Source organism: Cohnella cholangitidis (genome assembly GCF_014107495.1).
Lineage (GTDB): Bacteria > Bacillota > Bacilli > Paenibacillales > Paenibacillaceae > Cohnella > Cohnella cholangitidis.
The window spans coordinates 5,229,529-5,244,771 of record NZ_CP041969.1; the positions used below are offsets into that span (position 1 = coordinate 5,229,529).

Here is a 15,243-nt window from a genome sequence, read left to right on the forward strand (position 1 = left end):
CGTCAGTTTTTATAAGAGATTAGTAGGATAGATAGGGAGGATCCATATGCGCAAAAGTTTAGTCGCCATCATCGTTTTCGCGCTAGCCGTGTTGCCTTTGTTCGGCGCGTTCGCGAAACCGGCGTCCGCGGCATCGTCGCGGGTGGCGGTCATAAAGGAATTAAAAGGATCGGTAAAAGTGAAGAAAGCCGGGGGCTCCAAAGAGTTCACGGCCTTCGCCAAGATGAGCCTGAACGAAGGAGACGTGCTGTCGGTCGGCAGCGGCGCATCCGCGGTTCTGCAGTTTGCCAACGGGACATCCGAAGACGATTCAATGACCGTTGCCGCGAACTCGACGTTAACCTTCTCCAAGCTGTCTAACAAAAAGGGGACGACGACGAAAGTCAGCCTCTTTAACGGTTCGGCTTGGGTCGACGTCAAATCGATAGAGAACAAGGACGACGAGTTTACGTTGGAGACGCCGACCGCGATCATGGGCGTTCGAGGAACCCATTTGCTCGTCAGCGTCGATCCGGTATCCGGCGCCACGAGGTTAACGGTTGCCGCAGGCGTCGTAACGACGCAAACGACGGACGAGAACAACCCTCAGACGGAAGAGGTCATACCGACCAAGAAAGCCTTGATCACGAAAGACGGCAACGATTCGGAAATCACGATCGCTCAAGTCGATCTTGATCTGTTGATGAAGCAAAGCGAAAGGTCGATTATCGAAGCGATCGTTAAAGCCGCCGGAGAGATCACGCAAGAGAATATCGCTAAGATGAACTCGTATCCGGCGGACGGTTCGGAGTACTTCAAGAAAAACCTGACGGGCATCGTTGGGGCAATCATCGCGTCCGCGCTAGAGTCGAAAGCGATCGACCAGAACCGGATTAACGAGCTGCTGGCCGAAGTGAAAGCCAATTCGGGCGTGGAAATCGATCTGAGCAATAAAAAACTGGAAATCTCGAACGAAGAAAAAGCGAAGCAGGAAAACCAAAAGAAAAAAGAAAAAGAAGCGTCCGACAAAGCGGCCGATAAGAAGAAGAAAGAAAAGGAATCGCGAGATCGGGAAGAAGAGCTTCAGAAGAAGCTGAAGGAGAAACGCGAACAGCAACAAAAAGACAAGGCGAAGTCTCTAGAGGACGCGAGAAAGAAAGCGCTAGAAGAGTACGAGAAGCAGTTGTCCGAACTAGAGAAGAAGAAATTCGAAGACGACAAAAACAAACGGGAGAAGGAGCGCCAAGACCAAACGGCTAGTCCTAGCGCCACAAATACAGGCAGTAGCGGAGGCGGCGGTGGAGGTGGAGGAACCGTTACGAACCCGCCTACGCAGACGCCGAGCGGAACGCCAAGCGAAACTCCGACGGAGCAGCCTTCGGAGCCTCCGTTCGACGGACTGAAATATTATTATTTCGACGCTAACGCAGGCTTGAAGTGGAATCATGCGCTTGTTTTCGATCCTGATCAAATGGACTATCAGATAGAAGTACCGGTGAACGGCGTGTATGCGATCGTAACGGAACGATTAGCCGAAAACATCGAAGTAAAGAACGTCAAAATTTACGACGGATATGAGGGGTACTGGGACGCCTATTCGGATGAAACGGGTTATCTTGTACCGCTTCAAATGAATAGGACGGAAATCAAGATCGAAGCCAGAATCGACGGGACCATTACTAAGTACTACTACGTAACGATCGCGAAAGATTCGACGCCTGAGGGGATTGCCTCATGGACGCAAAGCTATGGAATAGGCTCTGAATGGAATTCCTTTGAATGGCTTGTCAGCATTGGAAATACGTTCGGTTACCTAGTACCTTCCAATAGCTCGCAATTAAAGGTGAATTGGACTTTCGAACCCGGCATCGCGAAAGCGGTCGTTAAGCATACGAAGTATAACGTGGACATTCGAAACGGCGATTTGATACCGACCGTCGAGACGGCCACCGAGACTATCTTGAACGGCAAGAATAAAATTCTCGATATTGCGAGCGACGTAGATTTGTTCGAAGTGCAGCTGCAGGATGCGGCAGGGTCTCCGAAAGGCGACGGCTACATGATCTGGGTCATCGACGAAGATCTGGATTACGAATATCCGGAGAAGCCTTTCCTGATCAATGACGGTAGCGTGTCCTACGAGGAAGACTATGATCCAAATAGATTTTACGCTAGGGTAGACGGAACGGTTAGCTCCTTGCGGATTACGAAAGCCGAAGGTTCGATCATCGCTCCTTCCGAAGCTTACAATTATTCTACCGACGAGTTCATCTACGCGTTAAACGGAGTTCTCGATCTTCCACTTCAAGAAGGCAACAATGAATTTGAGATCGTGTTGAAAAATGCTTCAGGATTAGAACAGAGCTACAACTTAACCGTAGATAAGTACGATTTGCCTCAAGGAATCGAAGACTGGTCCGTAATGGATTCCAGCGAACATAGTCATCGCTGGGAGTTGGCAGTCAATCAGCCTCCGGGGACTTTGAAGAGATATTTCGTCGAGGTAGGCGACGTCTCCAGAGTAGATTTGGATTTTACCGTAGCAGCCGGGTATTCCTTGTCGTTAACGGATGCATCGGGGACTTACCCGATAACGGGCAGCAGTCATAGCGTGAACTTAAGCGGAAACGGAGGCTACTCTCTCAAACTGATGAACGGTTCCGTCGCGCTGGCGGAGTTGTTGATCATCAAGGGCGGATTAGAACCGTTGGATGAAAGTACTTTGAGATTCTCTCAAGGCGAATCCACGATGCTAGAGACGACCAATACGTTGACCGATGAATCGCTCGAGAATTACTCCCAGGGTTTCTCCGTCGTTTCGGCTACCTATTCTACCGATCCGATCACGATGAAAATCTTAGCCTATGTGGGGGACGTTTCCGTCATTCCATTGGAATCGGGAGTTACGATTAGCGGTCCCTATATGACGATGAGTTTTCCGGCGCCGGGCGTCTATCACGTGAACATTAAGGCCTATGACCCAACTGATCATGACGAGTATTTGATTTATCCCGTTACGATTTATTACCGGGTGTCTCCGGTACCGGTAACGATAACCAATAGCGATTTTATATACTCCGGCGGCGTGAATGTGATTGCGCCGACGCCGAACAAATTCGATTACAGCGTGTCGGTGTCGGGATACAGTACCAGCATCGGGTTTAAGCCGCAGCTTCCACCCGGAGCAAGGATAGTCGGATTTATCCCGAATGGCAATTTATCGGCGTCTTATGACGAACCGTCCCAGAGCTACACCATCTATGGCTTGTTTGCCGGAACGACGAGGAGCATATCCTTTACGGTAGAAGATGCTTCCGGAAACCGGATAAGCTATACCCTTACGTTTAATCTGAGCTATGTCTAACTTTCATCCCATCATTTGATACGAAGGAGTTTACTATGAAAGCGAATATGAAATCTTTGATTTCCGGGTCCATCGGATTAATAGTAGCGTTATCTAGCCCCGTCGCCGCATTCGCGGCATCGGATACGAGTTGGACGAAATCTACGAAACTATACGAGGTCAGAACCTGGACGGGACAATCCGAATTGGGTCACGTTAACGGAACGCTTAGCGAGGCGACCTTTTACCATCCTAGATCGGCTGTCGCGTTGCCGGACGGAAAGCTGCTCGTCTCGGATTCTTCCAACCATTTGATTCGGGCGGTATCCGTCGATCGCGTCTCGGGTTATGCGGGACTCGATCTAGGAGAAGACGAAGCGAACTTGCCTTATGGCGGCTATAACGATGCGGAGCTTGCGAAAGCGGCATTCGAATTGCCTTCGGGGCTTGCGCTCGATAGTCAAGGCAACGTATACGTGGCGGATACGAAAAACAATGCCATTCGCAAAATTTCGAAAGACGGCAAAGTGTCGACGCTCGCGGGGAACGGCAGCATAGGATCCGCCGATGGCGTCGGCGCCAACGCGGCTTTCTACGAGCCGTCCGACGTTGCGGTCGACCGGCAAGGCAACGTGTACGTGGCGGACACGCTTAATCACGTCATTCGGAAAATCGCGGCGAACGGTACGGTGACCACTCTGACGGCTCCGTCTACCCGGATCACGGAGTATTTTCCGGGAGCGGTCGAGACGGCGGGAGATTATTCGGACGGCGCGATCGCGTCCGCGAAATTTAACGAGCCTAGCGGCTTAGCTTTGGATAGCAAAGGAAACTTGTATGTTAGCGATAGGGGCAATCAACGGATCCGGTACATCGATTTCGCCTCCGGCAAAGTTTCAACCGTCGCGGGCGGGGGCGCGCTGGGCAAGCAAGCCTCTTACGTGGAAGGAGACTTCGTAGACGGGACTGCGGCTCAATCCCGCTTTAACGCTCCGGAAGGACTGACGGTAACGGAAGACGGTTCCGTGATCATCGCGGATAGTTTGAACCACGCGATCCGCATCGTTAAGGACGGCAAGGTGTCCACGTTGGCTGGGATCCCGACCGAATTCGGCAAAAACAACGGATTGGTTGCTTCCGCGCAATTCAATCACCCGACGGACGTAACCGTGCTTAGCGATGGACGTCTCGTCATCGTGGACGAGTTCGGCAACAAAGTACGGGTGCTGCAGAAGTACGCCAAACCGGCTTCGCTCCCTGCGGGCCAATCCGTATCCGTGTTGTACAACGGCAAGCTCGTTCCGACGGAAGTTCCGGCTCAGGTGAAAGCGAATGCGGTACTCTTGCCGCTCCGTGACGTAGGGAATGCCCTTGGATACGAGGTTAGCTACGATAAGGCCACAGGCAACTCGGTACTCGCTAAGGGAGACATCGTTTACAAGATCGGTAACGGAACGAATGCCGTAACCAAATCCGTTGCGGGCAAGAGCGAGACGTTAACGCTTAATGCCAAGACGGTTACCGTAAATAATCGCCTGTTCGTGCCGGTTCGTTTCTTCGCGTCGGAGAGCGATCTGGACATCCAGTGGGATGCCTCGTCTCAACTCGTAGTCATTCGCAGCAAAGTATTTTAATTCGCAAACCCGCTAAGGCGGTTTACAACAATTACCTGTCATTCTGGCGCTCCGCGCAGGAGCGTCAGCTTGAGGCATGCCAAAAAACGGTACAGAAACTCAAACTAGAAGCAGAGAGGAAGAAAAATGATGCGTAAATCCATGATTCGATTGCTCATTTTCGTACTCGTCGCTTTGCCCATGCTAGGTTCATACGGGAAGGAAGCATCGGCTGCATCTTCGCGCGTGGCGGTTATCAAGGAAATGAAAGGCTCGGTGAAAGTCAATAAAGCCGGTGGTTCCAAGGAATTCACGGCTTTTGCCAAGATGAGCTTAAATGAAGGGGATGTTCTTGCGGTCGGAAGCGATAGTTCGGCCGTACTCCAATTCTCTAACGGGACGTCGGAGGACGATCGGATGACCGTCGCTTCGAACTCGAAGTTGACTTTTTCCAAGCTGTCGAACAAGAACGGCACGACGACGAAAGTCAGCCTGTTCAACGGCTCTGTATGGGCCGATGTCAAATCGATAGAGAACGAAGACGACAAATTCACTTTGGAAACGCCAACTTCGATCATGGGCGTACGGGGCACGCATCTCCTCGTCAGCGTAGATCCGGTCTCCGGAGCGACGCGACTCACCGTTGCCGCAGGCGTAGTGTCCGCGCAGACGACGGATTCGAACGATCCGCGGACGCAGGAAGTCATTCCGACGAAAAAGGCTTTGGTCACGAAGCAACCGAAAGGCGGATCGGAAATTACGATCGCGCAAGTCGATCTGGAATTGTTGTTCAGCCAAAGCGACAAGACGATTATCGAAGCGATCGCAGGAGCCGCATCCGAGATCGCACAAGAGAACGTCGAGAAAAGGAACGCATACCGCGAAGCCGTTGGCGGCGCTTATCGGCAGAATGAGGAATCGAACGTTCAGAATCTGGTCGGAGCGATTCTCGCTTTGGCCGTTCAGAACAAGATCATCAATCCAGTGCGCACCGAGGAGCTTCTTCGGCAAGTGAAAGCGGCCACCGGAAAAAATCTTGATCTGGAGAATAGCGCGCTTCTCTTGAGCGACGATGAAAAGGCCCGGCAACAGCTTCAGAATCGTAAGGATCAAGAAGCGCATGATCGCGCCAAAGCCTTGAAAGACCAAGAGAAGGCGGTACGCGATCAAGACGCCCTGCTGCAGCAACGATTAAAGAACAATCGGGATAAACAAGAAAAGGAAAATAACGATTCCTTGGCGGAGAAGAGGAAGCGGGCTCTCGAGGAATACGAGAAGCAGCTTTCCCAAGCGGAGAAACAACGCTTCGAGGAACAACGCAAGGCGCGCGAAGCCGGACAAAACACTTCTACCGGAAACGGAACGGGCGGCGGCGGCGGGGGCGGCGGGGCGAGTTCAAGCCCAAGCCCTAGTCCAAGCTCCAGCTCATCGCAATCTCCATCTCCGTCGCCAAGCGGTGAAGTTCCGGCGAACGACGCCAGATTGAGCGCCGTCGCGATTCAAGGTCATTTCGACCCTTTGTCCAAACCTGACGCCATGCCTATCAACGTGCTATACGCTCCGTCATTTCAAGCGGATGTTTACAGTTATTCGGTATCGGTCGAGGCCGACATCGTCTCTCTTACCGTCAAGCCGACGGTGAAGGAAACGCACGCGACGGTAAAGATCAACGGACAGTCGCTGGATAGCGTAACCGGGAGCGTCTCCGTTCCGCTCGTAACCGGAACTAACGCGATCGAAATCGTGGTCACGGCGCAGGACTCGACGACGAAGAAAACTTATCGGTTCGACATCGCAAGGAGCACAAGCGTCCCTCTCCTGAATTGGAAGACGACTTTGCTCGACGGGTCGGAGCTCGCATGGAATGCTAGCCCGTTGGATTCTAATGCCTATAACACGGGCGTAGCGACGACGATTTCGGGATTCAATATGCAATTGGATTATAACGAAGCGATCATCGAGCGAGTCGAAGCGAAAATCATCGATCCTAACTCCGCGGAACAGTTATTATCGTGGACAGCAAGCGGACAAGCGAAGCCGATCGGCGGATTGGCTAACGGGTTATACAAGGTTGAACTTACAGCTTTCGATGCCGGCGACGCCACGGTAGGAAACACGTTGACGCTGTGGTTTCATAACAACACGGCGGCTCCGGATTGGAGCACGATTGCCAGACCGTTCACCGTGAACCGGGTCGAAGCCCATCATCATATCATCGGATATCAAGATCCGGGACAATCGATTATGACGGTAAACGCGAACGTAAGAAAAGTTCGGTTTACGGAGGCCGTCGGCGCGGCGGGAATCCAAGCGTTGACGGAGGCAATTACCGTTAACGGGCAAGCCATCGAACCGGACGGGGTGATCCCTCTGAGTTATGGCGAGAACACGGTACGCGTTCCGGTCGTCGATAAGACGGGTTACTATTCAGGCACATATCAGTGGCGATTGATCCGTTTTAACGATCCCGAAGGCGTAAACGGGTGGGCGATCGCCAAATCCGATTCGACGACCGATCTTTGGACGAACATTACAGATTTAGATGCAAGCGGAAAATATCGATATTTCGTCAATGTTCCTATAGGGGTAACGAAATTCACGATCATCGTGAACTCGGACGCCGACAAAACAGTGAGCGCAACCTTGACCGACGTACAATCGGGTACCGACATGCCGTTGTCGCGCACGGATCAGTTCAAGGAGTTTACTTTTAACGATGCCGGTTATTATCGCTATCTGCTGAAAATGACCGTCGAGGGCGTCTATGAAGAATACGAGCTAGTTTTCGTTGTCGGATCTCCCGATTGGGAAAATCTCATTTCAGGTAACTTAAAAGTCGACGGCGTTCCGGTAATGCCAACGGTTGGCGGATTCTCCGTCGTTATCCCCCCGGGCCAGGTAGATCAAATCCGTTATCTGGATTTCTTCGACGTCGAAGAGGAAGACGTCAAAGTATTCCGCGGGACGGAAGAAATAACGGGCGGCGTCAGCAAGGTTCTCGGCATCCTCGCAACCGGATCGCAGAACGATTACGAGATTCGGTTATACGACCCTACCCATCGATTGGCGCCTAAGCTCTATCCTTTGACCGTTTTTGTCGGCGGGGTTCCTAACGAACTGGTCATTGATTCCATAGCGGCTCTAGACGATCAGGACAGGAATATCAGCATGTCCAGGAAGTCGCCATCGGAACCGTGGAACCTAACCTTCGTTTCGGATTCGATAGATCCTACGGCGACAGCCGTATCCATGTCCGTTCAATTGGCGGATATCGTTAACGGGGAGATTAAGAGAGTTCGCGTCGGCACGGGGGCTTCGATTCCGTCGATCGATGGGGAATTTGCGGTTGATCTCGTCCCGGGAACAACCAGCTTGGAGATCGTCGTTCAATCGCGCTTAACCGGAAGAGAAGTCTGTTATGTCGTGAATTTATTCCGGGCTTAAGCGTTCAACTCGCGTTGTCAGCTGGCGCTCTGCCTAAGAGCGTCGGCTTGCCATGCGAATAAACAAGTAGAGGGGAAGAAAAAGGATGCGAAAGAAACTGCTTCATTTATTCATTTTCATACTCGCTGCAGTCCCCGTGCTCGGGGCGTTCGGCAGTCCGGCCGCGGCTGCTTCGTCTCGCGTGGCGGTGATCGCGGAAATGAAAGGAAGCGTCAAGGTAAAAAAAGCCGGAGGTTCCAAGGAATTTACGGCCTTCGCCAAAATGAGCCTGAACGAAGGGGATATTTTGGCGGTCGGCGTCGGAGGCTCCGCGGTGCTGCAATTCGCCAACGGATCATCCGAAGATGACCGGATGACGGTATCGGAAAAATCGACTTTAACTTTCTCGAAGCTTGCCGATAAGAAAGGCACGACGACCAAAGTGAGCTTGTTCAACGGCTCCGCTTGGGTCGATGTCAAATCGATCGAGAACAAAGACGACGAGTTCACGTTGGAGACGCCGACGGCAATCATGGGCGTTCGGGGTACTCATTTGCTCGTGAACGTAAATCCTCTGACTGGAGGAACGCATCTGACCGTAGTCGCGGGAGTCGTCAACGCGCGGACGACCGACCCGACGAATCCTGACGTTCGCGATGTCTACCCGACGGAGAATGCGTTCGTAACGGATGACCGGCAAGGAATTCCGGAAATTACGATCGCGTCCGTCGATCTAGAACGATTGATGAAAATGAACGACTCTTCTATCGCTCAAGCGATCGTGCGAGCAGCAGGAGAAATCATCAAAGAAAACGATTCGAAAATGAAAGAATACCTGGATCAATTCGCGGCTGATCAACCTGCGGACAAGGAACGTCATAAAAACAACGTACAAAATATTCTGGGGGCGATTATTGCCCAAGCCTTGGACAACCGATTACTGACCCAGGATCGGGTCAATCAATTGTTGGCCGAAGTTCGTTCGCAAACCGGAATCGCGGTTGATTTAACGAAGAAGGAAATCAAGCTGTCGGAAGAAGAGAAGCAGCGGCAGCTCGATCAACGGAGATTAGAAGCGGAAGCGCAGCAACGCGCGCTGGAACAGAAGGAAAGGGAAGAAAGAGCCCGGGATAAGGCGCTGGCGGATAAGCTGGATCAAGAACGCAAAAAACGGGAAGAGGAGAAGCGCAAAGCGCTTGAAGCGAAAAACAAAAAAGCGCTTGAGGAATACGAGAAACTGCTGTCCGAACAAGAGAAAAAACGGTTTAACGAAGATAAGAACAAGCTCGGTCAAGGAACGACGCAGTCAGGATCGGGCGGAGGCGACGGTGGAGCTCAGTCTAGCCCTTCGAATACGAACTCTCCTTCTCCGAGCACGTCGCCAACTACGAATCCGAACGCATCGAACGCGACTCTCGGTTCCCTATCGATGAAAAAGGATATGGGCGAAGGCTGGGTAGACCTTCCGATCGGGTTCGATCCGGCCGTTACGAGCTACACGCTCGAATTACCTGACGAGAATAAGATGATTCGGCTTTCTGCGACTCCTGCCGCGTCCGGAGCAACGATAGCTTCCGTTCAAGCGAACGGATCGGATCTTACCGCATCCGGCGGCATCTATACGTTCTATTACACGGGTAATAACGAAATTGTCGTGAACGTAGTCGCGCCTAACGGAACCTCCACGAAGAAGTACACGGTTAAGTTGGTTCGTCCGCTTACAATGGAAGGTGTGTTGTCATGGACGAACGACGGAGGCGTCGCTTGGAAGAAGGTAGACGGTAACCAATACGGCGGACAAGCTTTAACCTCTCTGAGCAATCTGGGCATGAGCTTCGAATTCGATCCGAACTACGAGGTTGACTATGCTGAAATTCATTACGTGGATTCCTCGGATACGCCTAGAACGATTACGACGGATAGCTCCGGCGGTCTTCTTCTGACCGGGTTAAAGAATGCGGCATATCAACATTTCTCTTTACAGTTGTACGATTCATCGGATGAACCGATAGGCTATCAGCAAGAGTTTTGGCTGATGAACGGAATAGCGACGCCTAATTTCGAAGTGGAGGAACCTTTTAAACTATTAATGGATATCCCCAGCCCGTCGCCGATCGACTATGATCCATCGACTGAGGAAGATCATTATGAAGTGGTTTCCGACCATTGGCTCAAGGGGGCGTTCATATCCGTACCATACGTTAACGATATGAGTCCGGTCGTTCCGGTAACCGTCTTCGATCATCAGAACTCGACGACGATCAGCCCGACTGACGGTAAGCTTAAGCTCGGTCTGCAGCTTGGGAATAACGATTTTACGGTATCCGTCACGGATCGCTCCGGACTGTTCGTTCATACGTACGAATTGTCTGTTTTCAGGAAAACGGCACCGGGGATGCTGTCGGATTGGAGTTTGAGCTACGGTACGGAAAACGACTATTGGAATATAGTCGAAGGCCTATATGGGAAGAGCCGTTATTATGTCGATGTTCCCGCCGATGAGGCATCCGCTCAATTCCATATGACTTGGGATCCCGATTCTTCCTATCCGGTCGTTTCTTATAAGTTGTACGACGAAGCGATGGGAGTTATAGCCGAAGGAGACGGAGCATCGGGGTCTTTCAACCACAACCTGGCTCTCGCTCCGGGGTACAACCGTTATCTTCTGGAATTGAAAGATAAAGAAAATTATCTCGTGAAGTACGAACTCGTCGTCGTACGCGGAGACATCCCGGAAATCAAACTCGGCGCCATCGAGCTTAAACAGCATCTTTCGGAGAGTTCGTCGGTAACGCTATCCGTTTACTCAACGGGCGCAACTACGTTCAAAGGCGTTGCGATCAACGGAGACTCCAACGACTTTACGTTCCGTATGCTCGACCATAATTTGGACGAGGTATATGTTTACGCTCCAGGGTTTACGTCACCTAACGGAGCCGGAGTCTATTCCTTCTACGACGTGCCGAACGGCATAAAGCCGATAGAGATCATCGTAGACGAGATCACCCATCGGGAGCAAAAGACGTTTAATTTGGATCTTTACTATAATTACTCCAACGCCGATTTAAGCAATTTGGTGTTCGAGAAACAAGTCTATACAGGTTCGGAATGGATATTTGAGCCCCAAGCATTTGGATTTAATCCAACGCAAGAGGAATATAATATCGATTTGCCCGCGCAAATTACGAATACACGAATATCTGCGGTAACTTCGGTACCCGGAGCTTCGGTGAAGGTTAAGGTGAACGAAGATCCATACAATAATCTGAGTGGATTTTTTACCTTTAGCTCGGCACCCGTGTATACGGAAGTTTTCGTTCAGGTTACCGCGATGGACGGAATGACGACTAAAACGTACAAGCTTAATGTAAGACGCCCAATGCCCGAAGGACTTTCGGTATGGACTTCTCGAAATAGCAGCAATCAGCTCGTACACTGGTCTTTAGTTGCAACATCGGGATCAAACAATGGGTACTTCAAGGCCAACACGCTTTCTCCAACCGCTGCTCTCGACATGAAGTTTACATTCGCTTCGGGTTCGCCGGCAACGGATTACGTAGAAGTGCAGAAGCTTACGGGTGTTGCTAATGACGATCTTTCGCATGCGGATTCGGGCACTCTAATCGGAATACCTTGGATAAGCGATACATCAGGTACGTTACAGCTTACAGGCTTGACTCCCGGCTACAACTACTACGTAATGAAAGTTTATACGGATTCGACTCCTACGCCGATCATCCACTACCTCGAGATTTATAGCTTCTAAATCTGAAGCGCATCAATTCAGTTTATAAACTGGATTGATGCGCTTTATTACTAAAGTACACCGAGGTTTACACCGATAATAAGTCGAACGTACTTTTGCAGATTAGAGGTGACGGCATGAGCAAAGAGTCGCGCATTGACGAACAGATCCAGCACTTCTATGACAACGTTCCCAATGTCGGAGATGCCTTGCCGCTCAAGGAATACCTTCTTAAGCACGAGGACAGCCGAATGGCTTGGTATTTGCTTGGCAAGGAATACGAGGGCAAGGGAGATACGGCGAAAGCGACTTATTGCTTCGCCCAAGCGGGGGAAATTTACGAGGCGTTCGAATCGAAGCCGGCCCCGCAATTACCGGAAGGGAAATCGTCGAAAAAGGGAAACTGGCGGAAGTGGCTTATCGGACTATTGGTTCCGATTGTGTTGATTGGCGGAGCCATCGTGGCGTTCAAACAGCTAATGCCGGATTCCGATGAACCGCCCGTCACGAATGAACCTACCTACGAAGCTGCGGTTACGTCTACTCCGACTGCGGGAGCAGCCGAAACGAAGGGTACGAATGGGTCCAAAGGCCAACCGACTAAGCTGCCCGCTAACGTCGTTCCTCCGGATCAAATCGCCGGAGCGGCGGAACCGGACGAGACCGGACATCACGTGCTGGGGACGCTCTTGACGCTGGACCCTTCGCGGCAACCGCGATTGCTGATCAACACGCCGTCGCTAGGCAAATGGAGCGATTGGGTAAAGAGCGGCAAGCCGATCGCTTCCGCGACGACGGATAAGGAGTCGGGTACCGCGGGGATTCAATGGTTCGATCCGAAATGGTGCAACTGCAAGCCCGAAGATTCGAAGAACGTCCAAAAGCAGGTTCAAGGCTGGAAGCCGTTGCAGGAAGAGAAGATCGCGATGCGCTCGGCCATGATTCGTTATCGTCAGAACACGGGCAAATGGCCCGCGTCACCTGAAGCAATGGCCGCGGATTATCCGGCGAATACGATGGCAGGTTGGACGGAAAACATGACGCCATGGTTCGACGAGCTTAAAGCCGCTCTGGACAACAAGAAGGACGGCAAAATCCCGCAAACCGTGGGATGGCCGGACAACGCCGGACCGGACATGGGGCATGGTACCCCTTCCGGCCAACTGTCCCCGCTCGCGGAGCAGCCGCTCGAGATTATCGTGGATAAAAGCAATCACAGGTTAGCCGTCGTAAGCGGGAACGTGATTTTACGGAATTACGAGGTCGGATTGGGCGGCGAAAAGACGCCTGAAGGGAAATTCGTGATTTCGGAGAAGGTCAAGGATCCGAACGGAAGCAGTAAGGGAGTGTTCGGCAGCAGAGGAATGACGTTGTCGGATACCCGGTATGGAATCCATGGGACGGACGAGCCCGAGAGCATGGGGAAAGACGAATCGTTGGGCTGCGTTAGAATGAAAAAGGAAGATATCGAAGAGCTTTACGATCTCGTACCAATGGGAACCCCGGTCACGATAACAAAAGGAGGTCTGCCTGACGAACTGCGCGTTCCGCCGGAAAGGTTCCGGTTGAAGAGCACGCAGGACGAGACAAACCCCCGCAAAGTATATGATTGGTTAGGTTAACGAGATAGGATCGACATAAGGTTATACGTCCAACGCAAGCAACAAAGCCATGACCACTACGATGACCCCGAAAGCCACCCCTATCCAAATAAGCGCCTTTTTATTAACAGTTTCCTTCTGTTTAGGGCGTGAAGTGATGGGTGGTTTTTTTTTGGCTGTGCTCATGAGTATCAACCTCTCTATCAATATGATTCGCGAACTCTTTACATTGTAATCGTTTTCCACAAGAAATACCAGACAAGCGGGGGGAGGATTGTCATCGCATAGACAAGATTGGCGCTTCATTGTTGCCCAGACGGGCATGTTGCCCTTTTCTTTTCGCGCGGAAAAGGCTAAACTGTTACCCGAAAGGTTTTCTTTATTCAGCATCGGCTGCCTTATTATCTCTCGTACGGATTCCGTGAAAGGATGTCGAATTCATTGTTGTACCAAATGGCCAAACCCTTCTTATTCAAGATGGATCCTGAAGCCGCTCACCATCTCATCATCGACGGGATGAGCACGTCCGCGAAAATTCCGGGCATGCCCGCGCTTCTCTCCGCAATCTGGGGGACGAAACATTCGCCGGAGCTCGCGGTCGATTTGTTCGGGCTTCATTTTAGCCATCCCGTAGGTCTAGCGGCAGGCTTGGATAAGAACGCTAAAGCAGTGACCGGACTATCGAGAGTCGGATTATCCTTCATGGAAGTGGGAACGGTGACGCCGAAGGGGCAAGCGGGGAATGATCAGCCTCGCTTATTCAGGCTACCGCCGGACGAAGCTCTCATCAATCGGATGGGCTTTAACAACGAAGGCGCGGACGTGATGGCGGGAAGGTTGTCCAAGCTTCCGCGGCACCGAATCCCCTTAGCGGTTAATATCGGCAAAAACAAGGCGACGCCGAACGAGAATGCCGCCGACGATTATCGGGCGTGCGTTCAGAAGCTGTTTCCTTACGGCGATTTCTTCGTCGTGAATATCAGCTCTCCGAATACGCCTGATCTTCGCGCCTTGCAGCATGGAGACGAATTACGCCATCTTCTCGACGCCGTGAAGGACGAGATGGGCAAGCAGGCAGAGCGCCATGGCGAATTGCCTAAGCCGATTCTGGTAAAAATCGCGCCCGACAATACGGAGGATCAACTCGCGTACATGGCGGAAGCGATACAATTAAGCGGAATGTCCGGCATTATCGCGACGAATACGACGATAAGCCGCGACGGCTTGACGCATAAGAACGCAGGCGAAACTGGAGGGCTTAGCGGGCGGCCGCTCACGCAGCGTTCGACGGAAATCATTCGCAGCCTGTACAAGATTACGAACGGCAAGCTTCCGATTATCGGCTCGGGAGGGATCTTCACGGCGGATGATGCCTATGAGAAAATTCTTGCGGGAGCAAGCCTCGTAGAAGTATATACGGCCATGATCTATAAAGGACCCGGAGTGCTTAAGGAAATCCACGGCGGATTGTTGAAGCGGCTCAAACAAGACGGCTTTACTCGGATAACTCAAGCGGTAGGAGCGGGTCATCGTTAGGAG

Annotated in this window: 7 protein-coding genes; 6 read left to right on the top strand and 1 reads right to left on the bottom strand. The window is 51.7% G+C overall.

The features are described 5' to 3' along the window. Window positions 1-46 precede the first annotated feature (46 nt). From FPL14_RS24095 to FPL14_RS24115, 5 genes are all read left to right on the top strand, one after another. On the top strand, window positions 47-3,343 hold the full coding sequence (locus FPL14_RS24095) for a FecR domain-containing protein (protein ID WP_182300126.1): 3,297 nt from the start codon (window positions 47-49) through the stop codon (window positions 3,341-3,343). A gap of 35 nt (window positions 3,344-3,378) precedes the next feature. After that, a complete protein-coding gene (locus FPL14_RS24100) occupies window positions 3,379-4,956 on the top strand; it encodes a stalk domain-containing protein (protein ID WP_182300127.1) in 1,578 nt (525 codons plus the stop codon). 126 nt (window positions 4,957-5,082) lie between these two features. Further along, window positions 5,083-8,379, top strand: a complete 3,297-nt coding sequence (locus FPL14_RS24105) for a cadherin-like beta sandwich domain-containing protein (RefSeq protein ID WP_182300128.1) — start codon at window positions 5,083-5,085, stop codon at window positions 8,377-8,379. A gap of 85 nt (window positions 8,380-8,464) precedes the next feature. Then, complete coding sequence (locus FPL14_RS24110; RefSeq protein ID WP_182300129.1) at window positions 8,465-12,124, top strand: cadherin-like beta sandwich domain-containing protein; 3,660 nt, start codon at window positions 8,465-8,467, stop codon at window positions 12,122-12,124. 116 nt (window positions 12,125-12,240) lie between these two features. After that, a complete protein-coding gene (locus FPL14_RS24115) occupies window positions 12,241-13,725 on the top strand; it encodes a L,D-transpeptidase (RefSeq protein WP_182300130.1) in 1,485 nt (494 codons plus the stop codon). Between the two features lie 21 nt (window positions 13,726-13,746). Here FPL14_RS24115 and FPL14_RS24120 read toward each other — a convergent pair whose 3' ends face one another. After that, window positions 13,747-14,094, bottom strand: coding sequence for a hypothetical protein (locus tag FPL14_RS24120; protein WP_182304228.1), 348 nt, complete (start codon window positions 14,092-14,094; stop codon window positions 13,747-13,749). A gap of 51 nt (window positions 14,095-14,145) precedes the next feature. Between FPL14_RS24120 and FPL14_RS24125 the strand changes: the two genes are divergently transcribed. After that, entirely contained in the window at window positions 14,146-15,240 is a 1,095-nt protein-coding gene (locus FPL14_RS24125) for a quinone-dependent dihydroorotate dehydrogenase (RefSeq protein WP_182304134.1), read from the top strand. The last annotated feature ends 3 nt before the right edge of the window (window positions 15,241-15,243 follow it).

Coding starts and splice junctions, on each gene's coding strand:
- FPL14_RS24100 (WP_182300127.1), top strand. CDS start 3,379: ATGAAAGCGAATATGAAATCTTTGATTTCCGGGTCCATCGGATTAATA.
- FPL14_RS24110 (WP_182300129.1), top strand. CDS start 8,465: ATGCGAAAGAAACTGCTTCATTTATTCATTTTCATACTCGCTGCAGTC.
- FPL14_RS24095 (WP_182300126.1), top strand. CDS start 47: ATGCGCAAAAGTTTAGTCGCCATCATCGTTTTCGCGCTAGCCGTGTTG.
- FPL14_RS24120 (WP_182304228.1), bottom strand. CDS start 14,094: ATGCTGAATAAAGAAAACCTTTCGGGTAACAGTTTAGCCTTTTCCGCG.
- FPL14_RS24115 (WP_182300130.1), top strand. CDS start 12,241: ATGAGCAAAGAGTCGCGCATTGACGAACAGATCCAGCACTTCTATGAC.
- FPL14_RS24105 (WP_182300128.1), top strand. CDS start 5,083: ATGATGCGTAAATCCATGATTCGATTGCTCATTTTCGTACTCGTCGCT.